At 69.3% G+C, this 26078-nt stretch carries 19 protein-coding genes; 6 read left to right on the top strand and 13 right to left on the bottom strand.

Annotated features, from left to right (window positions below):
• Positions 1 to 2: 2 nt before the first annotated feature.
• From ACYQ78_RS04340 to rhaI, 8 genes are all read right to left on the bottom strand, one after another.
• On the bottom strand, positions 3 to 863 hold the full coding sequence (locus ACYQ78_RS04340) for a dihydrodipicolinate synthase family protein (RefSeq protein ID WP_459799343.1): 861 nt from the start codon (positions 861 to 863) through the stop codon (positions 3 to 5).
• A gap of 62 nt (positions 864 to 925) precedes the next feature.
• Entirely contained in the window at positions 926 to 2185 is a 1260-nt protein-coding gene (locus ACYQ78_RS04335) for an ABC transporter substrate-binding protein (protein WP_459799342.1), read from the bottom strand.
• A 45-nt stretch (positions 2186 to 2230) separates the two neighbouring features.
• A complete protein-coding gene (locus ACYQ78_RS04330) occupies positions 2231 to 4657 on the bottom strand; it encodes a family 78 glycoside hydrolase catalytic domain (RefSeq protein ID WP_459799341.1) in 2427 nt (808 codons plus the stop codon).
• Positions 4654 to 5475 (bottom strand): carbohydrate ABC transporter permease, encoded by an 822-nt coding sequence (locus tag ACYQ78_RS04325; RefSeq protein WP_459799340.1) that lies wholly within the window; start codon positions 5473 to 5475, stop codon positions 4654 to 4656. The genes ACYQ78_RS04330 and ACYQ78_RS04325 overlap by 4 nt, the downstream gene beginning before the upstream one ends.
• Positions 5475 to 6380, bottom strand: coding sequence for a carbohydrate ABC transporter permease (locus ACYQ78_RS04320; protein ID WP_459799339.1), 906 nt, complete (start codon positions 6378 to 6380; stop codon positions 5475 to 5477). The genes ACYQ78_RS04325 and ACYQ78_RS04320 overlap by 1 nt, the downstream gene beginning before the upstream one ends.
• Complete coding sequence (locus tag ACYQ78_RS04315; protein ID WP_459799338.1) at positions 6377 to 7051, bottom strand: GntR family transcriptional regulator; 675 nt, start codon at positions 7049 to 7051, stop codon at positions 6377 to 6379. Before ACYQ78_RS04315 ends, ACYQ78_RS04320 begins: the two co-directional genes overlap by 4 nt.
• A gap of 161 nt (positions 7052 to 7212) precedes the next feature.
• Entirely contained in the window at positions 7213 to 9210 is a 1998-nt protein-coding gene (locus tag ACYQ78_RS04310) for a bifunctional aldolase/short-chain dehydrogenase (RefSeq protein ID WP_459799337.1), read from the bottom strand.
• 14 nt (positions 9211 to 9224) lie between these two features.
• On the bottom strand, positions 9225 to 10385 hold the full coding sequence (rhaI, locus tag ACYQ78_RS04305; RefSeq protein ID WP_459799336.1) for an L-rhamnose isomerase: 1161 nt from the start codon (positions 10383 to 10385) through the stop codon (positions 9225 to 9227).
• Positions 10386 to 10477: 92 nt separating this feature from the next.
• Between rhaI and ACYQ78_RS04300 the strand changes: the two genes are divergently transcribed.
• The gene (locus ACYQ78_RS04300) at positions 10478 to 11455 is read left to right on the top strand and encodes a LacI family DNA-binding transcriptional regulator (protein ID WP_459799335.1); all 978 of its coding nucleotides are present in this window, start codon (positions 10478 to 10480) and stop codon (positions 11453 to 11455) included.
• The gene (locus ACYQ78_RS04295) at positions 11452 to 12855 is read left to right on the top strand and encodes a rhamnulokinase (protein ID WP_459799334.1); all 1404 of its coding nucleotides are present in this window, start codon (positions 11452 to 11454) and stop codon (positions 12853 to 12855) included. The genes ACYQ78_RS04300 and ACYQ78_RS04295 overlap by 4 nt, the downstream gene beginning before the upstream one ends.
• Here ACYQ78_RS04295 and ACYQ78_RS04290 read toward each other — a convergent pair.
• From ACYQ78_RS04290 to ACYQ78_RS04280, 3 genes are read right to left on the bottom strand one after another with little or no spacing between them, the layout of a single operon-like run.
• Positions 12852 to 14006 (bottom strand): ROK family transcriptional regulator, encoded by a 1155-nt coding sequence (locus tag ACYQ78_RS04290; RefSeq protein WP_459799333.1) that lies wholly within the window; start codon positions 14004 to 14006, stop codon positions 12852 to 12854. The genes ACYQ78_RS04295 and ACYQ78_RS04290 overlap by 4 nt on opposite strands.
• 45 nt (positions 14007 to 14051) lie before the next feature.
• Positions 14052 to 15536, bottom strand: a complete 1485-nt coding sequence (locus ACYQ78_RS04285; RefSeq protein WP_459799332.1) for a glycoside hydrolase family 36 protein — start codon at positions 15534 to 15536, stop codon at positions 14052 to 14054.
• 54 nt (positions 15537 to 15590) lie between these two features.
• Positions 15591 to 16940, bottom strand: a complete 1350-nt coding sequence (locus ACYQ78_RS04280) for an ABC transporter substrate-binding protein (RefSeq protein WP_459799331.1) — start codon at positions 16938 to 16940, stop codon at positions 15591 to 15593.
• 99 nt (positions 16941 to 17039) lie between these two features.
• Here ACYQ78_RS04280 and ACYQ78_RS04275 point away from each other — a divergent pair, with 99 nt between their 5' ends.
• Positions 17040 to 18344, top strand: a complete 1305-nt coding sequence (locus tag ACYQ78_RS04275) for a hypothetical protein (RefSeq protein WP_459799330.1) — start codon at positions 17040 to 17042, stop codon at positions 18342 to 18344.
• A 9-nt stretch (positions 18345 to 18353) separates the two neighbouring features.
• A complete protein-coding gene (locus tag ACYQ78_RS04270; protein WP_459799329.1) occupies positions 18354 to 19514 on the top strand; it encodes a Gfo/Idh/MocA family protein in 1161 nt (386 codons plus the stop codon).
• On the opposite strand, the gene ACYQ78_RS04265 is transcribed toward ACYQ78_RS04270, so the two are convergent.
• Both ACYQ78_RS04265 and ACYQ78_RS04260 read right to left on the bottom strand, forming a co-directional pair.
• On the bottom strand, positions 19484 to 20347 hold the full coding sequence (locus ACYQ78_RS04265; RefSeq protein WP_459799328.1) for a carbohydrate ABC transporter permease: 864 nt from the start codon (positions 20345 to 20347) through the stop codon (positions 19484 to 19486). The genes ACYQ78_RS04270 and ACYQ78_RS04265 overlap by 31 nt on opposite strands.
• A gap of 9 nt (positions 20348 to 20356) precedes the next feature.
• A complete protein-coding gene (locus ACYQ78_RS04260) occupies positions 20357 to 21247 on the bottom strand; it encodes a carbohydrate ABC transporter permease (RefSeq protein WP_459799327.1) in 891 nt (296 codons plus the stop codon).
• A gap of 154 nt (positions 21248 to 21401) precedes the next feature.
• Here ACYQ78_RS04260 and ACYQ78_RS04255 point away from each other — a divergent pair, with 154 nt between their 5' ends.
• A complete protein-coding gene (locus tag ACYQ78_RS04255; RefSeq protein WP_459799326.1) occupies positions 21402 to 24026 on the top strand; it encodes a fibronectin type III domain-containing protein in 2625 nt (874 codons plus the stop codon).
• Positions 24026 to 26026: a DUF4832 domain-containing protein gene (locus tag ACYQ78_RS04250; RefSeq protein ID WP_459799325.1), complete on the top strand. Its 2001-nt coding sequence runs from the start codon at positions 24026 to 24028 to the stop codon at positions 26024 to 26026. The genes ACYQ78_RS04255 and ACYQ78_RS04250 overlap by 1 nt, the downstream gene beginning before the upstream one ends.
• Positions 26027 to 26078: the final 52 nt, after the last annotated feature.

The following is a 26078-nucleotide window of genomic DNA, read 5'->3' as shown; positions in this document are numbered from 1 at the left end:
CCTTAGTGGAAGAGCTTGGTGCCGCGAGCCAGCCGCTTGAGGGCGATCTCGTCGGGCTCGGGGATCGGCATCCGCGAGCGGCCGACCCGGCGGCCCGCGATGCGGTGGACGGCGAGCATCCGGGTGGCCTCGCCGCGGATGGCGTCGACGGCCTCGTCGACGTCGTCCTGGAGGCGGGCGACCTCGTCGGCGTCACCGGCGAGCAGCGCTTTGCGCATGGCGACGAACGGCTTGGCGAACGCCGAGGCGACGCCCGAGACGATCCCGTCGGCGCCCCGGCGGACGGCCGCGGCGAAGTCGGCGTCGCTGCCGCTGTAGACGAGGAAGTCCTCGGGAAGACGGGTGCGGTATCCGGCCAGCCGGTCGACCGACTCACCGCTCACCTTCACGCCGACGACGTTCGGCAGCGCGGCCAGCCGCACCAGCAGTTCGGCGTCGACGGGCACGCCGGTGCGCGCCTCGAAGAGGTAGACGAACACGTCGAGTCCGTCGGCCAGGGCGGTCACCTCGCGGAAGTACGCGTACACCTCCTCGGCCGGAGCCGGCAGGTAGTACGGCGTGAGCACGGCGATCTCCCGGGCCCCGGCGGTGCGGGCCCCGGCGATGAGCTGGGCGACCTCGAACACGCTGTTGGCCCCGACGTGGATGATCACGCGCAGGCCGCGCAGGACCTCCACCGAGAGCGCCGCGACGGCGTTCCGCTCGGCGATCGACAGGGCGGGGAACTCCCCCGTCGTGCCCAGGACGAACGCGCCCTGGACGCCCGAGGCCGCGACGTACTCGAGGATCTCCCTGCTCCCGGTCAGGTCGAGGAAACCGTCGTCGGTGAAGGAGACGGGAACGGCGGTGATGATGTCAGACATGACTGCTTCCGGATCGTCCGCACCGGATGCGGGGCCGATCACCCCGCATCCGGGCCGGGGCTCTATTGGGCTGCGTAGGCCTCGTCCATCGTGGCGAGCACCTGGTCGGGGGTCGCCTGGCCGGAGAACATCTGCTGCACTCCCGTCAGGTGGGCCGCCTGGACCTGGGCGCTCGGCCAGCTCTGGTCGGGGAACGGCGCGGTGTCACCGGCCGCGATGACGTCCATCGCGCCCTTGATCACCGGCGTCGCGTCGACCGTCGCACCCTGGATGGCGGGGATGCCGGGCGCCGCGCCGAACCAGGCCGCGATCGCCTCGGGCGTGGCCAGCCAGTCGACGAAGTCGAGCGCGCCGTTCCTGTTCTTCGCCTTCTCGTTGACCGAGAAGCTCACGCCGATGCCGCGCGGGATGCGGTTCTTGCCGCCGTCGTCGCCGGGCAGCGGGAAGAAGCCGAACTCGGTCCCGGCCGGGGCGGTCGAGGCGATCTGCGGGTACGACGCCAGCACCTGCACCACGCCGACGGCCTCACCGGTGTTGACCAGGCCGTAGGAGGCGGTCACGTCGGTGCCGAGCGGCTCGGCGTTGAAACAGCCGGCCTTGTCCATCTCGAGGTACTTGTCGAAGGCGGTCTTCCAGCCGGATCCGGCGAAGGTCGACTTCTTGGCGGCCAGGTCGTCGTCGAAGGCCGGGGTCTGACCGTAGACGGTCGTGGCGGTCAGCGCGTACGGGATCAGCTGGGCCACCCAGTCGGTCTGGATGCCCAGGGCGAAGGCGACCTTGCCCTTGGCCTTGACGTCCGCGCAGTACTTGAGCAGCTCGGTGTAGGTGGCGGGCACCTTCAGGCCGAGGTCGGCGAGCGTCTTCACGTTGTAGATCGCGCCGATCGCGTCGAGCTTGGACGGCAGCCCGTAGGTCTTCCCGTCGATCTTGAGCGTGTCGGCGGTGCCCGGCTCCACCTGCCCGACCCACGAGCGGCCCGACAGGTCGGCCAGGTAACCGGCCTTCTGCAGGATGTCGATCGCGCCCGGGTTGCCGCTGCCGGCCCACACCGTGAACACGTCGGGGGCGGTGCCGGACGAGAGCTGGGTGCGGATCGTGGTCTGGTACTGCGCGGTGTCGGCGACGGTGAGGTTGATCTCCAGGCCCGACTTCGCCTTGTACGCCGCGATCACCGCCTCCATCGGCGCCTGGTTGTTCGAGGTGGTGGCGACGGTCAGCGCGGTGGCCGTCTGCTCGGGGGCGGCGTCCGGCGTGCTCGTCGAACCGCAGGCGCCCAGCGCCAGCACGGCGACGCCCGCTATGACTGCTTTGGTACGGGACATGGTCGATATACTCCGAATTTGGAAGGGGGCGGGAACCCCGGTGTTTCAGTGGATCGGCGTGGCAGCGGGTCGTCTGACCGGAAATCGGAAGTGGTAGCTTCCTGGTTCCAATCGCAGTTGGGTGAATCCCTGGTGCTCCGCCTGGAGGGTGACGCCTTCCCGATGTGTCGCGGCCTCGCCTCCTTCCGTGACCGCGTCGGCGGACGAGACCGGGACGACCGCCTCGGCGGCCTCCCCCGGTGGGATGCGAACCGACCACTCGATCAGTTCGCCGTCGTGACTCCAGGCGCTCTCGATCCGCCCCCGAGGCGTGTCGATTCCGCCGCGAGCCCAGGAGAGTGACGCGTCGATCTGCGGGGCCAGCCTGATGTGACGGTGGCCGGCCGAGTCCGGGGCCTGGTCGATGCCGAGGATCCCGGTGTAGAACCACTCGCCGACGGCACCGAGCGAGTAGTGGTTGAAGCTGTTCATCCTCGGCGACTGGAATCCGTTCTCCGGGGTCCAGCCGTCCCAGCGCTCCCAGATCGTGGTGGCGCCGTTGCGGATCGAGAACAGCCATGAGGGATAGCGGTCGTCGCGGACCAGCGCGTGGGCGAGGTCGGAACGCCCGATCTTCGTGAGGACCGGGCAGAGCAGGCCGACGGTGACGAACCCCGTGGTGAGCGAGACCCCGCGCCGCTCGACCGTCTCCACCAGCCGGTCTTCGATCTCTTTTCCGGCGGCCAGGTCGAAGGCCAGGGTCAGCAGGTACGCCCCCTGCGTGTCTCCGTGGACGGTGCCGTCGTCTTTCACGAACTCCGCGCGGAAGGCCGCCCTGATCCGTTCCGTGAGGTCGGCCATGGCGCGCGCCTCCCCGTCGCGGCCCAGGATGGCCAGGCTGCGGGCGGTCAGGTCGGCGCTGCGGGCGAAGTAGGCCGTGGCCAGGACGTCCTTCGGGGTCTCCTCGCCGATCTGGAGCCAGTCGCCGTAGTTGTTGCCGACCCGTTCGCGCCAGATCAGATCCGGGTTGTGGCGTTCGATGTGGCGTACCCACGCGATCATCGAGTCGGCCGCCTCGGCCAGGATCTCGGCGTTCCCCGACGCCCGGTAGAGGTGCCAGGGGATGGTCACGCCGCCGTCGCCCCAGGCGGGGGCGCCCTCGCGCAGGTGGATGAGGTGCGGGGCGATGTCGGGGAAGGCGCCGTCCTCTGTCTGGACGGCCCGGACGTCGTGCAGCCAGCGGCGCAGCAGCGGGCCGACGTCGGCGAACAGCAGGGCGGTCGGGGTGAAGACCTGGGCGTCGGCGACCCAGCCGAGGCGCTCGTCGCGCTGCGGGCAGTCGGTCGGGATGGAGACGAAGTTGCCGCGCAGGCTCCAGCGGATGTTGGAGGCCAGCTGGTTGAGGTCGGGGCTGGAGGTCTCGAACTCACCGGTGAGCGCGAAGTCGTTGTGGAGGACGACGGCCTCGACGTCTTCGGGTGCGAGCTGCCCGCTATAGCCCGAAATTTCGGCGTATCGGAAGCCGTGGAGGGTGAACCTGGGCTCGAAGACCTGGACCGGGGAGCCGTCGGTCCAGAAGACGTCGACCGGCTCGGCGGTGCGCAGGTTGGCGGTGTAGAGCTCACCGTTCTCGTCGAGGACCTCGGCATGGTTGAGCTGGATCCGGGTGCCTTCGGGCTGACCGCGCAGGGTGAGGGCGACCCGGCCGACCAAGTTCTGCCCGAAGTCGACGATGTACCGGCCCGGCGGCTCTGGAGCGAGGCCGTTGAGGTTCGCCGCATTCGAGGGCGACGAGCCTGGGGTGAGGCCGTCGTTCGTGGGCGTCACGCTGACCGCTTTGAGGCGTTCGGTTGCTCTTACCGGCGGGTCGGTCTCGGGGACCAGCTTCGAGATGTCGCGGGAGACGACCACCGCCTGGGACCACTCGGAGTGGTCGTGTTCTGGCTGGTGCCACGTGGGTTCGACGCGGCGGGAGTCCTCGTACTGGCCCATGAGGAGGTCGGCGTAGAGGATGTCGCTCGGGGACTCGCGCCAGCCGTCGTCGCCCGTCGCGATGACGCGGTCGCCGATCTCCAGCTGGGCCAGGAACGCGGGTTCCTTGCCGTAGTGCTGGGCCTGGTGGCGGCGGTCGGTGCCGATGAAGCCGACGTACCAGCCGTCGCCGAGCAGGGCGGCGATCACGTTGCGGCCGGGGCGGAGCAGCGAGGTCACGTCGTGGGTCTGGTAGGTGATCCGCTCGCGGTATTCGGTCCAGCCCGGCACGAGTTCGTCACGGCCGACCCGCTGACCATTGATGTAGAGCCGGTAGACGCCCATCGCCGAGGCGTGCACGACGGCCGGGCCCACCGAGGAGAGGTCGAAGGAGTAGGCGAAGCGGCGTACCGGCTGGAGCTTGTTGACGGTGTAGCTGATGTCGGTGTCCTGGGGCGGGGTGGCCACCTGGCGGTAGAACGGGTTGCGGCCGATCCACGCGGCCTGCCAGTCGACGGTCATCCCTTCAGCCCTCCCGCGAAGCCCCGGATGATGTGGCGCTGCATCGCGAAGTACACGGCCAGGACCGGGATGATGCTGATGACGAGCCCGGCGAAGACCACCGGCCAGTTGGACACGAACTGCCCGACGAAGGCGTAGAGCGCGACCGTCACGGTCTGCTGCGGGGTGCCGCTCAGGTAGAGGAGCGGGACCAGGAAGTCGTTCCAGACGTTGATCGCGTTCAGGATGACCACCGTGCCGGTGATCGGGCGCAGCAGCGGGAACACCACGCTGGCGAAGGTGCGCAGCGTGCCGGCGCCGTCGATCGAGGCCGCCTCCTCATATTCCTTGGGCAGCGCCCGCAGGAAGCCGGTGTAGAGGAAGACCGAGAACGGCACCTGCACCCCGCTGTAGAAGATGATCAGCGCCCACAGCGAGCCGAGCAGGTTCAGGTCGCGCATGCTCTGGTAGAGCGGGATCAGCGCCACCTGGAACGGCACCAGCATGCCCGCGAGCACCAGCCAGAACACCGTGGTCGACAGCTTCGAGGTGACGCGGGCCAGCGGATAGGCCGCCATCGACGAGATGACGACGATGAGCGTCACGCTGACCACGGTCACGATCGCGCTGTTCAGCAGCGCGCTGCCGAGCCCGGCCTGCGCCCACGCGTCGACGTAGTTGCCGAAGGTCGGCGCGGTCACCGGCATCAGCGGCGAGGAGACGTCGTTGCCGGCCCGCAGCGACAGGTTGACCAGGATGTAGACCGGAAAGACGAAGGCCGCCGCGACCAGGATCATGGCGAGCTCGCGCAGGGCGGTGCGCGGGGTGTAGCGGAACATCAGTGGCCGCCCTTCCCGTTGGAGAGCCGGTACTGGAAGACGGAGAACACCGCGACGACGGCGGCCAGCACCAGGGCCAGGGCGATGCCGTAGCCGAACCTGTCGAACTGGAACGCCGACTTGTAGAGCAGCGTCGAGAGGGTCTCGGTCGCGCCACCCGGGCCTCCCCCGGTGAGCACGAACACCTCGGTGAACATCTTGAGCCCGCCGATGATGGTGAGCATCACGTTGATCGTGGTGGCGGGCGCCAGCAGCGGCCAGACGACCGACCGGAACCGCCGCCAGGTGCCCGCGCCGTCGACGGCGGCGGCTTCGAGGAGCTCCTGCGGGATCGACTGGAGCCCGGCCAGGTAGATCACCATCGAATATCCGGCGTGCTGCCAGACGATGACCATGACGACCGAGACGGCCGCCCAGGTCGGGTCGCCGAGCCAGCTCTGCTTGAGGAGCCCGAGGCCGACCCCGTCGAGCAGGCTGTTCACGGCCCCGTTCGGGGTGAGCATGAACTTCCAGAGGTAGGCCACCACGACCGGGGTGATGACGACCGGGGCGAAGAACAGCACCCGGAGCACGTTGCGCGACTTCAGGCCGTTGTTGACGCCGAGGGCGAGCAGCAGGCCGATGCCGTTCTGGAGCAGGGTGACCGCGACCGCGAAGATCAGGGTCATCTTCAGCGCGTCGAGCGAGCTCTCCGAGGTGAAGATCTGCGCGAAGTTGGCGAAGCCGACGAAGTCGTAGGTCTGGGAGAGGCCGTCCCAGTCGGTGAAGGCCAGCATCCCGCCCCTGAGGGTCGGCATCACCACGGCGAAGCCGTACACGACCAGGGCGGGAACCGCGAACCAGAGCAACTTGCGCGAGACCGCAGCAGGGCTGCGGCGGTGAACCTTCTTGGTGATGGTCGTCATGACGCTTCGACCATCGTTCTGACCGCGTGGCTCATCCGCTGCCGCGCGCCCCGCAGGTGCGATCGCACCTCGGCCACCAGCGGTTCCGGCTCGCCCGCGACGACCAGTTCGAGCAGGCGGCCGTGGTCGTGGGCCGACGGGTGGAGGTCGACGTCCTCCTCGACGGTGAGCTGCATGAGGCTGGCGAGGACCGGCTTGTACTCCTCCCACACGTCGAGCAGCCGCCGGTTGCCGGCCATCTGGTAGATCAGCGTGTGGAACCGCAGGTCGGCCTCGGCGAAGTCGTGGGCGTGCGAGCGGTCGGCGGCGTTCACCATCTCCAGCACGATCAGGTGGGCCGCCTCGATCTGGGCGGGCGTGCCGTGCTCGATGGCCCGGGTCGAAGCCACCACCTCGATGGCCTCGCGCAGTTCGTAGAGGTCGTCGATGTCGTTGTGGGTGAGCCCGACGACGAAGAACCCGCGCCGCCGCGACTCGACCAGCCCCTGCGACTCGAGGGTGCGCAGCGCGTCGCGGACCGGGCCCCTGCTCACGTCGTACTGAGCGGCGAGGGTGTCTTCGACGAGATGGGCGCCGGGCTGGAGCACGCGCCGGACGATCTGGTCGCGCAGGACCTCGGCGAGCTGGTCGCCCAGCGCCGGCGCACGTGACGGTCTGTTCGCCGTGACCACTGTTTTACCTCTCGTTTACCGTTAACGATTCACAGTAAACAGAGGACCGATAATGGGGGTCAAGAGGCCGAAAGACACGGCCAGGTAACGAGTTTTCGCAGGTCAGAAGGCATGCCGAACGGGCCGACCGTCACATCTCGACGGTCGGCCCGAAACCGCCCTCAGCGCAGGAAGGCGGCGGCGACACCCGCGTCCACGGGGATGTGCAGACCCGTGGTGTGGGTCAGCCGGGTGAGCAGGAAGACGGCGGCGGCGACGTCGTCGGGCACGACCTCGCGCTTGAGCAGGGTCCGCTGGGCGTAGAACTCGCCCAGGCGTTCCTCCGGAACCCCGTACAGGGCGGCCCGATTCGCGCCCCAGCCCGACTGGAAGATGCCGGAACCGCGCACGACCCCGTCAGGGTTGACACCGTTCACCCGGATTCCGTGCTCGCCGAGCTCGGCCGCGAGCAGCCTGACCTGGTGTGCCTGGTCGGCCTTGGCGGCGCCGTAGGCGACGTTGTTCGGCCCGGCGAAGACGGCGTTCTTGGACGCGATGTAGACGATGTCCCCGCCCATCCCCTGCGGGATCATGATCCGGGCGGCCTCCCGGGCGACCAGGAACGAGCCGCGCGCCATCACGTCATGCTGAAGATCCCAGTCCTGTACGGACGTCTCCAGCAACGACCGCGACAGCGACAGCCCGGCGTTGTTGACCACCAGGTCGACCCCGCCGAACGCCAATACGGTCTGCCGCAGGGCGGCCGTGACGGCCTCCTCGGAGGTGACGTCCACCTCCACGGCCAGGCCGCCGATCTCGGCCGCGACCTTCTCGGCCGAGGCGAGGTCACGGTCGGCGACGGCCACGTTGGCGCCTTCGGCGGCCAGCCGCCGGGCGGTGGCGGCGCCGATGCCCGAACCGCCGCCGGTGACGAAAGCGATCCGCCCGGCCAGCGGCTTCGGCGGGGGCAGCCGCCTGAGTTTGGCCTCCTCCAGATCCCAGTATTCGATCCGGAACTTCTCGGCCTCCGGGATCGGCTCGTAGCGGGAGACCGATTCGGCGCCGCGCATGACGTTGATCGCGTTGACGTAGAACTCCCCCGCGACCCGGGCGGTCTGCCGGTCGCGCCCGAAGGAGAACATGCCGACGCCGGGGATCAGCACGATGGCCGGATCGGCGCCGCGCATCGTCGGCGAATCGGGCGTGGCGTGCCGTTCGTAGTAGGCGGTGTACGCCTCGCGGTAGTCGGCGGCGAGTTCTCTCAGCCGGTCGGCGGCCTGGTCGAGGGGCGCGTCCGGCGGCAGGTCGAGGACGAGCGGGGCGACCTTGGTGCGCAGGAAGTGGTCGGGGCACGACGTGCCGAGGGCGGCCAGCCGGGGATGCTCGGCCCGCGACAGGAACTCCAGCACCTCGGGGGTGTCGGTGAACCGGCCGACCATCGGAGCGTCGGTCGAGACGAGCCCTCTGACCAGCGGGAACAGCGCCGCCGCCCGTGCCTGGCGCTCGTGTTCCGGCAGCGGGTCGTGCAGCCTCGCGCCGAAGGGGTCGGGGCGGCCGTGCTCCTCCAGGTAGACGGTGGCGGTCCGGATGATCTCCAGGGAGTGGCGTTCGCACTCCTCCGACGTGGCGCCCCAGGCGGTGATGCCGTGGCCGCCGAGGATGACGCCGATCGCCTCCGGATGGTCACGCTTGATGGCCGCGATGTCGAGGCCCAGCTGGAAACCCGGTCGCCGCCACGGCACCCAGGCGACCCGGTCGCCGAAGACGCGGCGGGTGAGCTCCTCGCCGTCGGCGGCGGTCGCGATCGCGATCCCGGCGTCGGGGTGCAGGTGGTCGACGTGGGCGGCGTCGACCAGGCCGTGCATGGCGGTGTCGATCGAGGGGGCCGCGCCTCCCTTGCCGAACAGGCAGTGGTCCCAGATGGGGACCATGGCGTCGTCGTCACCCCGGTAGACCAGCTCGCGGATCCGGTCGAGCCGCAGCACCGCCAGCCCCGGCTCGGTCAGGGTGGCCAGGTCGCCGCCCGAGCCCTTGACCCACATCACCTCGGTCTCCGAGCCGGTGACGGGGTCGGTCTCAGCCCCCTTGGCGGAGGCGTTGCCGCCGCCGTAGTTGGTGTTGCGCGGGTCGGCGCCCAGGGCGTTCGCCCGCGCCAGCAGCTCCCGGACGGCCGGGTTCATCTCGTTTCCTTCCATCAGGCGCCCCAACCGGCCTGATCGCCGCCGACCCGCTCGGCCACGATGCGCTCGGCGTAGCCGGAGGCGGCGTAGGCCCTCATGGGGTCGGGGGCGAGGCCGTTCTCCTCGCGGAATCCGGCCAGCAGGGGGCGGACATCGGTGTTGTACGCGTCCATGAACACCGCGTTGGCGCCCAGCACGTCACCCTCGCGCTGGGCCAGGGTCAGGGCGTCGCGGTCGACGAGCAGGGCCTTGGCCACGGCCTCCTGGACGTTCATGACCGACCGGATCTGGCCGGGGATCTTCGGCTCGATGTTGTGGCACTGGTCGAGCATGAAAGCCACGTCCTGATCGAGGCCGCCGGCCCTGACGACCTCGTACATGATCCTGAAGAGCTGGAACGGGTCGGCGGCGCCGACCATCAGGTCGTCGTCGGCGTAGAAGCGGGAGTTGAAGTCGAACCCGCCGAGCTTCCCCTCGCGCAGCAGGAACGCCACGATGAACTCGATGTTGACGCCCGGCGCGTGGTGCCCGGTGTCGACCACGACCTGCGCCTTCGGGCCGAGCCGCAGGCAGTGGGCGTAGGCGGTGCCCCAGTCGGGCACGTCGGTGACGTAGAAGGCCGGTTCGAAGAGCTTGTATTCGAGCACCAGCCGCTGGTCGTCGCCGAGCCGCGCGTAGACCGCTTCGAGGGCTTCGGCGAGCCGGTCCTGCCGGTCGCGGATGTCGTCCTGGCCCGGGTAGTTGGTGCCGTCGGAGAACCAGAGTTTCAGCACGCCGGAGCCGGTGGCGTCCATGATGTCGACGCACTCCAGCAGGTGCCCGAGGGCCTTGCGGCGGACCGCGGGGTCGGGGTTGGTGACGCTGCCGAGCATGTAGTCGTCGTCCTGGAAGACGTTGCTGTTGATCGCGCCGATCGCGACCCCGTGGCGCTCCGCGTGGTCTTTCAGATCTGTGTACGACTCCACGCGGTCCCACGGGATGTGCAGCGCGACCGTCGGGGCGGCGCCGGTGAACCGGTGCACCTGGGCGGCGTCGGCGATCTTCTCGTAGGGGTCCCTGGGCACCCCCTTCTGGGCGAACACCTTGAAGCGGGTGCCGGAGTTGCCGTAGGCCCAGGAAGGCGTCTCAATGCGCAGCGCCCGGAGCCCAGCCTTCACCACTGTCGACCACCTCATCATAAAAACGTTTCAATGGCGGTTGAGCGTAAGACAGCGGTGCCAGGCCGTCAACGTTGCCGAGGACGCATTGTTACGTTTTAATCGTCGGCATGCAGAGCGCCGTGGGCATCAAGGACGTCGCCGACCACGCCGGCGTCTCGCCCGGCACCGTCTCCAACGTGCTGAACCGTCCCGAGAAGGTGAGCGAGCCGACCCGGCTGCGGGTCGAGGCCGCCATCAGGGAACTGGGTTTCGTCCGGCACGGCTCCGCCTCGACCCTGCGGGCCGGGCACAGCAAGACGATCGGGCTCGCGCTCATGGACATCGCGAACCCGTTCTTCGCCGACCTGGTGACGGGCGTCGAGGAGACCGCCGGTGAGCGCGGCTACGCCGTGATCCTGGGCAACTCGGCCGGATCGGTCGTACGCGAGCAGCGCAACCTGCTGGTCTTGGCCGAACACCGGGTGCGCGGCGTGCTCATCACCCCGACCGGCGAGAACCCGGCCCAACGGCTGCGCGAGCGCGGCATCAGCGTCGTGCTGGTCGACCATCCGGCGGCCAGGCCCGACCAGTGCTCGGTGGCGGTCGACGACGTCGCGGGCGGCGCGATGGCCGCCGGGCACCTCCGCGAGCGGGGAGCCGCGTCGATCACGTACGTCACCGGCCCCCTGACGATCCGCCAGTGCCTCGACCGCAGGACCGGCGCCGAGCGCGGCGGTTCCGTGCAGGTGATCGAGATGACCGGGATGACCGCGAACGACGGCCAGGCCGCCGCCGCGAAGATGCTGTCCGAAGGCGCCCTGCCCGACGCGGTGTTCTGCGCCAACGACCTCATGGCCCTCGGCCTGCTGCGCGAACTGACCCGGGCCGGAGTACGCGTGCCCGAGGACGTCGCGCTGGTCGGCTACGACGACATCGACTTCGCCGCCGCGTCGTCGGTCCCGCTGACCTCGGTCCGGCAGCCCACCCACGCGCTGGGCCGGGTCGCCACCGACCTGCTGCTCGACGAGTGCGACAACCCCGCCACCCACGCCCACCAGCAGATCATGTTCCAGCCCGAACTGGTGATCAGGGAGTCGACCCGATGAGCCGCTTCGCCGCCGTCGACCTGGGCGCCTCCAGCGGCCGGGTGATCGTCGGCGACCTGACCGGCGGCCTGCGCCTCACCGAGACCCACCGCTTCCCCAACCGGCCGGTACGCGTCCGCGGCACCCTCCACTGGGACATCCTCGGCCTCTACCGCGAGATCCTCGCGGGCCTGCGCGCCGCCGGTCCTTCTTCGTCGGTCGGCATCGACTCGTGGGCGATCGACTACGGCCTGCTCGACGCGCGGGGTGCTCTGCTCGGCAACCCCGTCCACTATCGCGACGCGCGTACCGACGGCGTGCAGGACCGCCTGCTCCGCGAGATCGGCGCCGAGGTGTTCTACGAGACGTCGGGCCTGCAGTTCCTCCCGTTCAACACCGTCTACCAGCTGATCGCCGACCATCTCGACCAGGCCGAGACGATGCTGCTCATCCCCGACCTGATCACCTACTGGCTGACCGGCGAGCGCGGCGCCGAACTCACCAACGCCTCGACCACCGGCCTCCTCGACGCCCGCACCCGCTCATGGGCCCTGCCCCTCGTGGAACGGCTCGGCCTGCCCTCCCGTCTTCTCCCCGCCCTGCGCCTACCGGGCGAATCCGCCGGTTCCCTGCGCGTGGACGAGATCGGCTGGACCGCCGACGTCGTGACCGTGGCCTCCCACGACACGGCCTCTGCGGTGGTCGCGGTCCCCGCCGTGGACGACGAGTTCGCCTACATCTCCTGCGGAACGTGGTCCCTGGCCGGAGTGGAACTCACCGCACCGGTCCTGACGGCGGCCAGCCGGGAGGCGGGCTTCACCAACGAGGCGGGCATCGGCGGAACGACCCGCTACCTCCGCAACGTGATGGGCCTGTGGCTCCTCCAAGAGTCGTTGCGTTCGTGGGGCGCCCCAGACCTCGCACCTCTGCTGGAGGCGGCAGCGGCCAAGCCACCTTTCGCCGCAGTGATAAATCCTGACATCCCCGACTTCATCGCACCGGGCGACCTGCCGGAACGCATCGCCGCCGAGTGCCACCGCACCGGCCAGCCGATACCGGAAGACCGGCCCGCTTTCGTCCGCTGCATCCTGGAGAGCCTGGCCCTCGGCCACCGCCGAGCGATCAGAGAGGCAATGCGTCTCACCGGCCACCAGGTCAAGGCGGTCCACCTGGTCGGCGGCGGCAGCCGCAACACCCTCCTGTGCCAGCTCACGGCAGACGCCTGCGGCCTCCCGGTCGTGGCGGGCCCAGCGGAGGCGACGGCGCTGGGCAACATCCTCGTCCAAGCCCAAGCAGCCGGAGAGATCAACGGTCTCCACGAGATGCGCGCCCTAGCGGCCGAAACCCAGCCCCTCGTGCAATACGACCCGCACGGCGACGAATCCCGCTGGTCAGAGGCGGAATCCCGCGCCTTTGGTTAGACGGTGAGCGGGGCAGGCATTCCGTCGGTGAAGAGCTGGGCGTCTATCTGGTCGAGGGCGACTCTCAGCGCGCCCAGGGCGACGCTGTCGGCGCCCAGGTTCGAGGCTCTGACCTCGGGCACCCGCAGGCAGAGTCGCTCCAACTCCTGGAGGAGCGGGTCGATGATCAGATCGGCCGAGCGCGAGTAGCCGCCGCCCAGCACGACGACCTGCGGGTCGAGGGTCAGGACCAGGGCCGCCGCGCCCACGGCGAGGTCCTTCACATAGCGGCGGAGGGCGCCCTTCGCGTCGCGGTCGCCCTCACGTGCGCGTTCGAAGACCCAGGCCGCCCTGTCGTTCTGGTGGATGTCGTCCGGTGTGCCGGGAAAGTTCTCCAGGTGGGAGGGGGCCGCCAGCCAGCGGACCGCCTTCAGTGCGCCGATCTCCCCGGCCGCTCCCCCGAAGCCGCGCCGCAGCGTCCCGTCGATGATCAGGCCCGCGCCCGTTCGCATGCCGGCCAGCAGGTAGACGATGTCGTCGGCGTCCTGGGCGGCGCCCTGCCAGCGTTCGGCCACGGCGGCGAGCTTGCAGTCGTTCTCGACCATGATCGGGCAGGTGAACCGGGCCCCCAGGTGCTCGGCCGGGGAGACGCTGGCCCAGCCCGGCAACGGGGTGAACAGGGTGGTGCGGCCCGACGCGTCGACCGGGCCCGTCACGCCGACCGTGATCGCCCAGATCTGGTCGGGGGTCATCCCCGCCTCTGCGAGACAGTCGGTGAGGGCCTCGTCGACGACCGCGAGCCGGGCCGCCGGGTCGGCGTCGGGGTCGACCGGGGAGCGGCGGCTGTGCAGAACCTCGCCCTCCAGGTTGGCCAGGTGGACGAGTATCTTGTGCGCCCCGACGTCCACCCCGAAGACGTGACCGGCGTCGGCGTTGAAGCGGTAGCGGCGGGCGGGACGGCCGACGGTGCTGCCGTCGGGTTCGACGACCTTGACCCAGCCGTCGGTGACCAGCCCGCGGACCACCACGTCGGTTCCCGGCCGGGACAGGCCGGTGCGTCCGGCCAGTTCGGTGACGGTGGCGGGCGGCTGGCCCCGCATCGCCCGCACGATGCTGAGCGAGTTGAGTTCGCGGAGCCTGCTGACGTCGGCTCCGGCCGGGTCGACCACCACTACCCCCTAATTACGATACGAGAAAGCGTAATTCTAGCCGCCCTCTCACGAGATCGGATACTGGCGGCCGGGGCTCAGCGCCCCGGTGAAGTCGACCTCGCGGCCGTCGATCGTGAAGCGGTAGCGGCCGGTCTGGACGATCTCCGGCTCCTCCGTCAGATAGGCGCGCAGCCGTTCGAGCTCCGGCGGGCTGAGCCACGAGGGCGGATCGGAGATCGCCCGGAAGCCGCAGACGGCGGCTAGGTCGTGCAGCCAGGCCATCTGGGCGTCGGTCAGCAGGTTGAGGCGGCTGCGGAAGTAGACGATGTCGGGGTCGACCTGCAACAACGGCGCCTGCCACAGCCGGTGGAGGGTGTTCACCACGGCGTTGTAGGCCATCGCGTCGGAGGGGTCGTCGGTGGCGTAGTTGGTCCAGAGCGGCGCGACGTCGGGGCCGCTGCGCATGCCGTCGACCAGGCCGAGCGACGGCAGCAGCAGTCCGCCGCTGCCGAGGAGGTAGACATCGGGCCCGGCCACCTCGCGGATCAGGTGCAGGGCGTCTCTGTACGCCTGCTCCCGCGCCACCCCCGAATAGCGGACACCGGGGATGGCGCCCGCGTTGATGAAGTCGAGCTTGAGATAGGTGAAGCCCCACTCGTGCACCACCCGGTGGATCAGAGCGCGCAGGTGCTCCTGCACGCCGGGGTGGGTGAGGTCGAGCGCCCGGTAGGCGGTGCCCCAGTTGTGCCCGGCCTCGACGGGGGCGCCGGAGGCGTCGCGCAGCAGGAACCCGGGGTCCGGCTCGGCGCCCGGTAACGCGATGAACGGCGCCAGCCAGAGGCCCGCCCGCATCCCGGCCCCGGTGATGCGCGCGGCCAGCGCCGCCATGCCCGAAGGGAACTTCTCGTTGGGCTCCCAGTCGCCCACACTCTTCTGCCATCCGTCGTCGACCTGCACGACGTCGTAGGGCAGGCCGGTGAGCCCGGCGATGTCCTTGTTCAGGAGTTCCTCGGTGATGCCCTCGTAGTAGGCGTACCAGGTGCACCACACGTTCCCCGCCCGGCGGTCGCTGCTGCCGAGGCGTTCGGCCAGGTGGCGGGTGTAGTCGGCGAAGACCTCCCGTTCGGGGCCGTACGCCAGGAACCACGGCGCCCCGTCGTCTTCGCACCACCCGGCGAGGGTGTCGTGGTCGGCGGCCAATCGGGGGGTGCCCAGCCCGAGCGAGCCCAGGAGGAGGACCCTGCCGTCCTCCCCCTGCAACGCCGCCACCGCGGAAGAGTGGTGGCGGGACGGGTCGTCCCAAATGGTGTCGTCGGCGGTCAGGCGGCGTTCGGGGTTGGCGATCCGCAGCGGGGGTTCGCTGAGGCGCCGCCAGCCGCAGGGGCTCCACGAGTTCTGGCCGTGCCGGTAGAACAGGGCGTCGGCGAGACCGTGCAGGACCGCCACCCGGCCCGGCGGCAGGATCAGGCCACCGGCGACGGGCTCGGGGGGCGCGGTTCCGGCCGGTTCGACCGCGAACACCGTACCGGCCAGGTCGACGAGCAGGGGCATGGCTCTCCTCACTGGGTGCCCGGCGGGAGGTCGTCCCGCCGGGGAACTCGATGGTCAGACGAAAAGGGCGTTGACCTGCTGGTTGGCCTTCGTGAGAGCGTCGGCCGGGGAGATCTGGCCGAGGATCACCGACTGCAGCGCGTCCTGGACGATCTGGCTGATCTCGGTGCCGTGGTCGGTGATGGGGAGCAGGAAGGTGCCGCCGGGGGTCTTGGTGTAGTCGACGTACACCTGGACCTCACGGCCCTTCGCCTTGTGGGCGGCGAGCGCGCGGTCGGTGGCGGTCTTGATGGCGGAGAAGACCACGGCGTTGTCGCCGACCGTGTTCTGGCAGTCGGCCGAGCCGAGGTACTTGACCCACTTCCAGGCGGCGTCCTTGTTGGCGGTGCCGGCCCAGATGGCGTCGGACAGGCCGTTGATGGCGCTCTTGCGGGTGCCCGACGGGCCGACCGGGAGCGGCGCGAGCGCGAACTTCTGCTGGGCGCCCTCGCCGAGGTAGGTGTTGATGGTCCAGGAGCCCGCGATGGTCAGCGCGGCCTTGCCGGAGTTCATCACGGCGTCGATGCCGAGCGTCGACTGCTTGTCGAAGCGGGGCGCGAAGCCCTTGTCGGTCAGCGCCTTGTACCAGCCGATGGTCTCGACGAGCTTGGGGTCGTCGTACTTGTACTGGGTGCCCCACGGGTTCTTGTCGAGGTAGACGAAGCCGTTGGCGGCGGCCAGTTCGCCCCAGCCGTTCTGGCCCTGGGAGCCGTCGTTCCACTCGGGCAGGTAGCCGTAGACGGCGACGTTGTCCTTGTCGAAGGCGGGGTCGAGGCCGTTGCGACCCTGGTCGTCGACCGAGAGCTTGGCGATGACCTGCTCGAACGTACCGCCGTCGGCGGGGTTCCAGGTGAGGTTCGCCAGGTCGGCGGGGTCGACGCCCGCTTTGGCGAGCAGGTCGCTGTTGTAGACGACGGCCTCGGTGTCCCAGTCCTTCGGCAGGCCGTAGCGCTTGCCGTCCTTGGTCCAGAGGTCGGCCAGGCCGTCCTGATATTGGGTCAGGTCGACCTTGTCGGCGTCGACGTAGGGCTGGATGTCGAGGATCTGCTGGCTGGTGACGAACTGCGGGTAGTAGGAGACCTGGTTCGTCCAGACGTCGGGGGCGTCGCCGGCGGCGAGCTGGGTGGTGAGGTTCTGCCAGTACTGCGCCCACGCGGTCTGGGTGATCTTCACGGTGATGTCGGGGTTGGCGGCGTGGAAGGCGTCGGCGCAGGCCTGGTAGGAGGCCTGCTGGTTGTCGTCCCACAGCCAGTAGTCGAGTGTGACCGGTCCGCCGGCCGCAGGCTCTCCGGCGCCGCCGCTGCAGCCGGTGAGTGCCAATAACCCACACAGCAGGGCCGCGCCGACCCGCTTTCCATCGATCATCGAGGTGCCTCCCTCTTGCCTTGATGGCTCTCCCGAATAATGATGTGGCGCATCGAAAATTTGTCAAGGCTGACTCATAAGTGCCCCAATGGAGGCCCGATGGTGCTCCGACCTGCCCGGATGCTCTTAGCCGCTCTGCTCGCCGCCGTCCTGGTGGCCGCGCCCGTCCAGGCGCACCCTGAGTGGCGGCCGCTCGCCGCCGCTCCGGAACCCGCCGCCAACCCGCTGAAGGGCTTCATCCCGTACGCCGACGCGTACGCGACGTTCCCGCACTCGATGGAGTGGTTCTACCTGCCGCTGAACGCGGTGATGACCGGGCCGCGCCGCTTCGACTGGCGGGCGCTCGAAACGCAGCTCGACGCCATCGCCCGCAGAGGGCACCAGGCGGCGTTCCGGTTCTATCTCGACTACCCCGCCAAGCCGAGCGGCATCCCGTCGTTCCTCCTCGACCAAGGTCTGCTGACCAGGCCGTACGACGACTTCGGCAACAACGGGCTGAGCGTCTCCCCCGACTACGACGATCCCGATCTGGTCGCCGCGCTCGACACGTTCATCGCCGCCCTCGGCCGCCGTTACGACGGGGATCCCCGGATCGGGTTCGTCCAGCTCGGGCTGCTGGGGTTCTGGGGTGAGTGGCACACGTGGCCGTACAACGGCGACGGCACGGAGAACTGGTTCGCGTCCCCGGCGCAGCAGCAGCGGGTGCTGCGCGCCTACGACGCCGCGTTCGACCGGACGCGGCTGATGGTCCGCTATCCGGGGGCCGACAACGCGGGGCTCGACCTCGGTTACCACGACGACTCGTTCGTCTTCTCGACGCTGCCCGGTCCGGGCTGGCACTTCATGGACCTGATGCAGCAGGCGGGGACCGTCGACAAGTGGAAGACCAACACGGTCGCCGGTGAGCTGCGGCCCGAACTGCAGGGCTGCCTGTTCTCGGGCGGCTGCGAGGGCGACTTCGCCGGGAGCGTCGCGCAGACGCATGCGACGTGGCTGCTCAACCACTACGCCTTCAGCCCCGGCTACACCGGCGCGGCCTACGACAACGCGCTGACGGCGGCGAAGTCGCTCGGCTACTCGTTGCGGGTGACCAAGGTCCGGATCAGGGGCGACGAGGTGGCCGTACAGATCCAGAACGACGGCGTGGCCCCGTTCCCCTATGACTGGCCCGTCGAGGTGGCGGCCGCCGGCCGGACCTGGACCACGTCGTGGAAGCTCACCCGTGTCCTGCCGGGTGCGCCGGTCGAGCTCACCACCAGGTTGCACGGCCTGAAGAAGGGCGAACACACGCTGCTCATGCGGGTCGCCAACCCGCTGCGCGGCGGGGTGCCGGTGCGGTTCGCCAACGCCGACCAGGACACCACACTGAACGGCTGGCTTACCCTGGGCCGAACTCACCGATAAGGACGAACCGTGCAGGACCTCCGCCTGGGCGTGATCGGCGCCGGACAGCGCGCCACTCTCGCCGCGACCGCTCACCGCCCGGGCCGGGGGTGCCGCGTCACCGCCGTGTGCGACACCGACCCGGCGGCGCTGACCCGGCTGCCCGCCGACCACGTCTTCACCGATTTCCGCGACCTGCTCGCCCGCGACGACGTCGACGCGGTGCTCATCGCCACCCCCGACGACACCCACGCCGAGATCGCCGTCGCCGCGCTGACCGCGGGCAAGGCCGTCTACCTGGAGAAACCGCTCGCGATCACGATCGACGACTGCGACGAGGTGCTCCGCACGGCGGCCCGCACCGGCACCCGGCTGTATCTCGGCCACAACATGCGGCACATGGGCGTCGTCCGGCTGATGCGCGACATCATCGGGCGCGGCGAGATCGGCGTACCGAAGACGATCTGGGTGCGGCACTTCGTCGGGCGCGGCGGCGAGTACTACTTCAAGGACTGGCATGCCGACCGCACCCGCACCACCGGCCTGCTCCTCCAGAAGGCCGCCCACGACCTCGACGTGATCCACTGGCTCGCAGGCGGCTACACCGAACGGGTCAGCGCCTTCGGCGATCTCCTCCTGTACGGCGACCTCCCGCGCCGCCCCGCGAACACACCCCCGGCCGAAGGCTGGCTGCGCGAGTGGCCCTGGCCACCGTCCGCATCCACGGGCCTGCACCACCGGGTCGACGTCGAGGACGTCTCGGTCATGAACATGCGCCTGGACAACGGCGTCATCGCCGCCTACCAGCAGTGTCATTTCAGCCCCGACTACTGGCGCAACTACACCGTCATCGGCACCCACGGCCGCCTGGAGAACCTCGGCGACGAACCCGGCTCCGTGGTGAACGTCTGGAACACCAGGCAGTCGACCTACCGCGAGCCGGACATCGCGTACACGGTCCCGGACACGGCAGGAGGCCACGGCGGCGCGGACGAGGCGATCATCGAGGAGTTCCTCCGGTTCGCCCGGCACGGCGGCCCGACCGACACCTCCCCGGTCGCCGCCCGGATGGCCGTCGCCGCCGGTTACCAGGCGACGATGTCACTGCGGGAGGGCGGCCTGCCGAAGGAGATCCCGCCGCTCGACCCCGAGATCGCGCGCTACTTCATGCCGGAGAAGTTGAGCGACTGAACCAGCCGCCTGCCGAGGAAGACGAGCAGCACCAGCACCGGGACGACCGACAGCACCGACCCCGCCATCAGCCCGGTCCAGTCGGGCGCCCGGTTCGGCGACTGCTGGAGGAACACCCCCAGCCCGACCGTGAGCACCCGCGTCTCCTCGGCCTTGCCGACCAGCAGTGGCCAGAGGTAGTCCTTCCAGCTCCACACGACGGTCGTGAGCCCGATGGTGATCAGCGGGCCCCGGCTCATCGGCAGCACGATCCGCCAGAACATCCCCCACCTGCCGATGCCCTCCAGGGTCGCGGCCTCCTCGACGTCCCGGGGAATGGACAGGAAGAACTGCCGCAGGAAGAACACCGCGAACGGCGTCATCAGCAGGCTGGGCAGCACCAGCCCGGCGAAGGTGTTGAGCGCGCCGACCTGTTTGACCAGCACGAAGTTCGGCAGCAGCGTGAAGATCGGCGGCACCATCAGCGCCGCGATGATGGTGCCGAACACCAGGTCGCGCCCTGGGAACCGCAGGCGGGCGAAGGCGTATCCGGCCATCGCGCAACAGAGGGTCTGGACGACCGCGATCAGGCCGCTGTAGACGAGCGAGTTCACCGTGTAGCGCAGGAAGTCGATCTGCGCCCCCGAACCGCCGGCCGCCCTGGCCGCCTCGGCGTCGACCAGCCCCAGCACCCGGGTGAAGTTGATCAGCGTCGGGTTCGCCGGCCACAGCGCGGTCGCGTCGCGGAACAGGTCGGCGGCGGGGGTGAGGGCCGTGCGGATCATCCAGTAGAAGGGGAAGACGGTCACGACGAGTGCGGCGATCAGGGCGAGCCACGAGACGCGCTTCAACATGATGGCTCCTTAGCCCAGGTCCGAACGGGACGCCCGCAGCATCCGCATCTGCACCGCCGTCAGCACGCCGAGGATGACGACGAGGACCATCGCCACGGCGGCGGCGTAGCCCATGTGGAAGTAGGTGAAGGCCTGCTGGAAGATGTAGTAGTAGATGACGCGCGTCTCGGGGATCGGCGCCTTGCCGGCGTAGACGACCGCGACGGTGTCGAAGATCTGGAACGACCCGATCAGCGACACGACCAGCACCAATGCGAGGATCGGCCGCAGCAGCGGCAGCGTGATCGAGCGGAACATCCGCACCTCCCCCGCGCCGTCGATGGAGGCGCTCTCGTAGAGGTGCGAGGGGATCTGGAGCATCCCGGCGTACAGCAGAAGTGCCGTGTAGCCGGTGTACGCCCAGCTGTTGACCAGCGCCACCAGCGGCATCGCCCACATCGGTGAGTTGAACGACAGCGTGGCCTCGATGCCGACGACGCCGAGCAGGTGGTTGACGAACCCGAGGTCGGGGTCGAGCAGCCAGGCCCAGAGCAGGCCGATCGTCACGTTGGGCACCAGCCACGGCACCAGCAGCGCCGCCCGCAGCACGACCGACCTGGTCAGGCGGTGCATCAGCGCGGCCAGGCCGAGCGCGAGGATCGTCTGGGAGCCGATGTTGACGACCACGTAGTAGCCGGTGACCTTGAGGGCGTTCCAGAACTGCGCGTCGGTGACGAGCTGCCGGTAGTTGTCGGCGCCGACGTAGGCGGGGTCGTTGAGCAGGCTGTAGTCGGTGAACGAGTACCAGACGCCGCGGACGGTCGGATAGGCGTAGAAGATCAGGAACCCGACGATCACCGGTAACAGGAAGAGCCACCCGGCCATCCGGTCGTCGCGCCCTCTCCTCTCGACCACCTGCATGGGCACCCCTTCTCGACAGCCCTCCACCGCAAAGTAATGATGTAGGCTAGCGAAAATTTGTCAAGCTCTAATCATAAGTACCCCGAAAGCCTTGCGATAGCGAAGATCTGTGTTTGTAATTCGTTACAGCCAGGTTTCGCTATCGGAGGCCACCATGAAGCGTTGGCTCACCGCCCTCTCCGCCACCCTGATCCTGCTCTTAGGCCCGGCCGTCCCGGCCTCGGCCGCCGCCGGTCCGCCACCCCGGCCGCCCGCCGGTCCCGCCCCCGACACGTCGCTGACCACGCACTCCTACACGTACGCCAACACGCCGGTCGGCCAGCCCCTCAAAGGGTTCGCGCCCTACCTGTTCCCCGGCGACGACTACGGCGCCAAGTTCCCGGGCGGCGTCCTGTGGAGCTACTTCGCGCTCAACGAGGTCATGAAGGACCCGGCCAGCTGCAACACGTTCGACTGGACGGTCTTCGAGAAGGCCCTCGACGAGGCCGCCGTCTGGGGCCGCCAGCTCGCGTTCCGGTTCTACGTCGAATATCCCGGCGGCACCGGAAGCCATCCCGGCAACGGCATCCCGGCGTGCCTGAACGGCAAGATGGCGCTGCGGACCAACGGGTTCTGGGGCACCGTCAGCCCCGACTACGACGACCCCGACGTCATCGCGGCGTTCGTGAACTTCATCAACGCCTTCGCCGCCCGCTACGACGACGACCCCCGGGCGGGGTTCATGTCGCTGGGCCTGGTCGGGCTGTGGGGTGAGTGGCACACGTGGCCGTACGACCGCGACCTCGCCGACGGCTATCCGAACCTGATGCCGTCGGACACCACCATCCGCACCCTGATCAACGCCTACGACGCCGCCTTCGACAACCTCCAGCTCGAAGTGCGCTACCCCGGTCTGGCCGGGGCCGAGACGGCGTCGGGCATCGGGTTCCACGACGACTCGTGGCCGTACAAGGAGTGGCGCGGCAACCAGCTCAAGAGCATGACGCTGCCCCGCTCGATGAACGGCTGGGACGACGCCTTCACCCAGATCATGCTCGACACCGGCACCGAGAACCGGTGGACCACGCAGTCGATCGGCGGCGAGGCGCGGCCCGAGATCCAGGGCTCCCTGTACGCCAACTACCCGGCCGGAGGCGGCCAGGTCGACGACGTGCTGACCGCGACCGAGCTCACCCACATCTCGTGGATGATCAACCAGACCGGCGCCGGGGGTTACAGCCCCACCGATCCGAAGGTCGCGGCCGGGGTCCGGAAGATGGGCTACAACCTGCACATCCCGCAGGCCAACTTCAACGCGACCGCCTCGGGGACGTTCAAGGTCGGGGTGACCGTGCAGAACGACGGCGTCGCGCCCTTCTACTACCCGTGGAAGGTCGTCGTCGGCCTGCGCGACTCGGGCGGGAACGTCGTGAAGACGTGGGACACCGACTGGGACATCCGGACGGTGCAGCCGCTGCGGATCCGTGCCTTCCCCGACTGGAACACGGGCGAGTACCTCGACTTCGGCAGGCCGGTGAACTTCTCGGCCAACCTGAGCACCGCCGGGGTGCCGGCCGGGTCGTACTCGCTGGTCCTACGGGTGCGCAACCCGCTGGAGGCGGTGACCAAGGATGTATTGCGTGCCCGGCCCGCCGCCACGCGGCTGTCGGACTTCACCATCGACCGCTGGCGTCCGGCGTATCCGCTGTCGTTCGCCAACGCCAACCAGGGCACCGACGGCTGGGTCAACCTCGGCCCGATCAGCACGACCGGGACCTGCTCGGGTGACTGCACCGCGCCCACGACTCCCGCCGGGCTGACCGTGACCGGCCGCACCGACACGAGCGTCTCGCTGTCGTGGTCGGCGTCGACCGACGCGGGCGGGCTGCGCGGCTACCACGTGTTCCGCTCGGGCACGAAGGTCACCACGACCCCGATCACCACGACGACCTACACGGACACCGGGCTGACCGCCGGGCACACCTACCAGTACACCGTCCAGGCGGTGGACAACGCGGGCAACACCTCGGCCCAATCGGCACAGGTCAGCGCCACCACGACCGGCTGCGCCGGAGACTGCACGGCACCGACCGCGCCCACGCTGACCTCGGGTGGCAAGACCGCCACCTCGGTCTCGCTGTCGTGGAGCGGGGCCACCGACAACGTCGGGGTCACCGGCTACGAGGTCTACCGGGGCGGCGCGCTGGTGGGGTCGCCCTCCGGCACGTCGTACACCGATTCGGGCCTGACCCCATCGACGAGCTACTCGTACACGGTCAAGTCGAAGGACGCCGCGGGGAACCTCTCCCCCGCGAGCAACGCCGTCACTGTGGTGACGAACGCTTCCACGGGCCTCGTCCTGGACGACTTCAACGGGACGCCCGCCTATCCCTCGGTCAATGACCTGGGCAAATGGACCGGCGGCAACTGCTTCCTCGACGGCGGCGGCTCCGGGATCGTGACCGGCGGCGCGTTGAGCCTGCGCTACAACAACTGCGGCTGGTTCGGCAGTGACGTGGGCGTCGACCTGACGTCCAAGACCCATCTGGTGGTCCGGATCAAGGGCGCCTCCGGCGGCGAGCAGACGCACTTCAACCTGGGTCTCGGCGGGTCGACCAAGGTCTTCGCCGACTTCACGCTCGACGGCGGGGCGCATCCGGTCATCACGACCTCGTACACGGACATCAGGATCCCGATGACCGCCAACGGCATCAACCGCAACTCGCCGAGCCAGCTCGCCATGGGCTTCTGGTACGGCGGCACCTCCACCATCACCATCGACGAGATCAGGTTCGAGTGATGATTCGCAGACTCAGCAGTGTCGCGGCGGTGGCCGCCCTGATCGCGACGGGCCTGGTCATCGGGACCGCCGAGGCGCAGACCCGCACCTACCAGGCCGACCTCGCCACCGTCATCGCCAACCCCGAGCGCGGCTACCACAACCGCTACGAGATCATCAACGATCCCGCCGTGAACGACTACGTCAACGCGGCCACCATCCCCGGCTTCAACCCCGACCTGCTCGACCGCACGTTCACCCGCGCCAGGCAGGCCGGCAACACGCTCGTCCACAGCTACCTCCACCTCGACAAGTACGCGTCGTCCGACAACCTGCCGCAGGCGCTGCTCGACAACCTGGCGAGCGGGCTCGCGGCGGTCCGCACGGCCGGGCTGAAGATCGTGCTCCGGCCCGCCTACACCTGGGACGGCTGGGCCTCGGTCACCGAGACGAGGATCCTGCGGCACGTCGAGCAGATCGGCGCCGTGCTCACCGCCAACGCCGACGTCGTGGCGCACCTGGAGACCGGCTATCTCGGCGCGTGGGGCGAATGGCACACCGGTAGCTACTCCGACCCGTTCAACCAGGACCAGTACGCCACCCGGCTCCGCATCGTCACCAGGATCCTGGAGACGACCCCGGCCACGATCCCGCTGGCTATGCGCTATCCGATCTTCATCAGGGAGATGCTGCAGGCGCCCTCGCTCACCCAGGCGCAGAAAGACCGGATCGGCTTCCACAACGACTGCTTCCTGGCCGACTACAACGACATGGGGACCTACGACAACAACTCGTGGATGGGCTGGTTCGACATCGAGGTCAAGAAACAGTGGATGTACGACCGCATGACGTCCACCGGCTTCAACACGATCACCGGAGGTGAGACCTGCAACTCCGACGGCTACAACGACGCGGCCGGGGTCAACGTCCAGGCGGAGATGTCCAAGCTCAACTTCACCGAGATCAACGAGGACTACGCGGCGGTCAACACCAACAAGTGGAAGGCCACCAACCTCGCCGCCTCGGGGAACGACCCGGCGGAGACGGCGTTCGTCCGGCTCAAGCGCAAGATGGGCTACCGGCTCCGCCTCGTGGACGCGGCCTTCTCCGACTCCGCGCAGCCCGGCGGCCAGCTCACCTTCTCGGCCAACCTGGTCAACGACGGCTGGGCCGGGCCGGTCAAGCAGCGCCCGGTGTTCCTGGTGCTCGACGACGGGACCCGGCGCTACGACCTGGCCGTGCCGGGGCTCGACCCGCGCCGCTGGACCCCCGGTTCGCACGCGCTGGCCACCCAATCGGTGACCGTGCCGTCGAATGTCGTGCCGGGGACCTACCGGCTCGCTCTGTGGCTGCCCGACCAGGCCACAGGGCTGCGGTCACGGCCGGAGTACTCGATCAGGCTGGCCAACACGGGCACCTGGAACGCTTCGGGTGGATACAACGTGCTGGCGGCGAGCTTCGTCGTCGGACAGTGCGCACCTTCGTGTCCCTCCCCCAGCCCGTCGCCTTCGCCATCACCTTCGCCCTCCCCCAGCCCGTCGCCGTCTCCCTCTCCATCTCCGCCTCCGGCCGGACTGGTCCTGGACGACTTCAATGGGACCCCGGCCTATCCGTCCCAGAACGACCTGGGCAGATGGACCGGCGCCAACTGCTTCCTCGACGGCGGCGGTTCCGGCGTCGTGTCGGGTGGGGCGCTGAGCCTGCGCTACAACAATTGCGGCTGGTTCGGCAGTGACGTGGGCGTGGATCTAACGTCCAAGACCCATCTGGTTCTCCGGATCAAGGGCGCCTCAGGCGGGGAGCAGACCCACTTCAACCTCGGGCTCGGCGGCTCCACCAAGGTCTTCGCCGATTTCACGCTCGACGGCGGAGCGCATCCGGTCATCACGACCTCGTACACGGACATCAAGATCCCGATGGCCGCCAACGGCATCAACCGCAGCTCCCCGAGCCAGCTCGCCATGGGCTTCTGGTTCGGCGGCGCCTCGACCATCACCATCGACGAGATCCGCTTCGAATGACGCGGCGGCGGCCATCGCCCTCGTGGCGGTGGCCGCCTAAGCTCCGGGGGTC

The sequence above is a fragment of the Herbidospora sp. RD11066 genome (genome assembly GCF_054661255.1).
The sequence above is the reverse complement of the archived record's forward strand: the minus strand, read 5'-3'. Positions and strand labels throughout refer to the sequence as shown.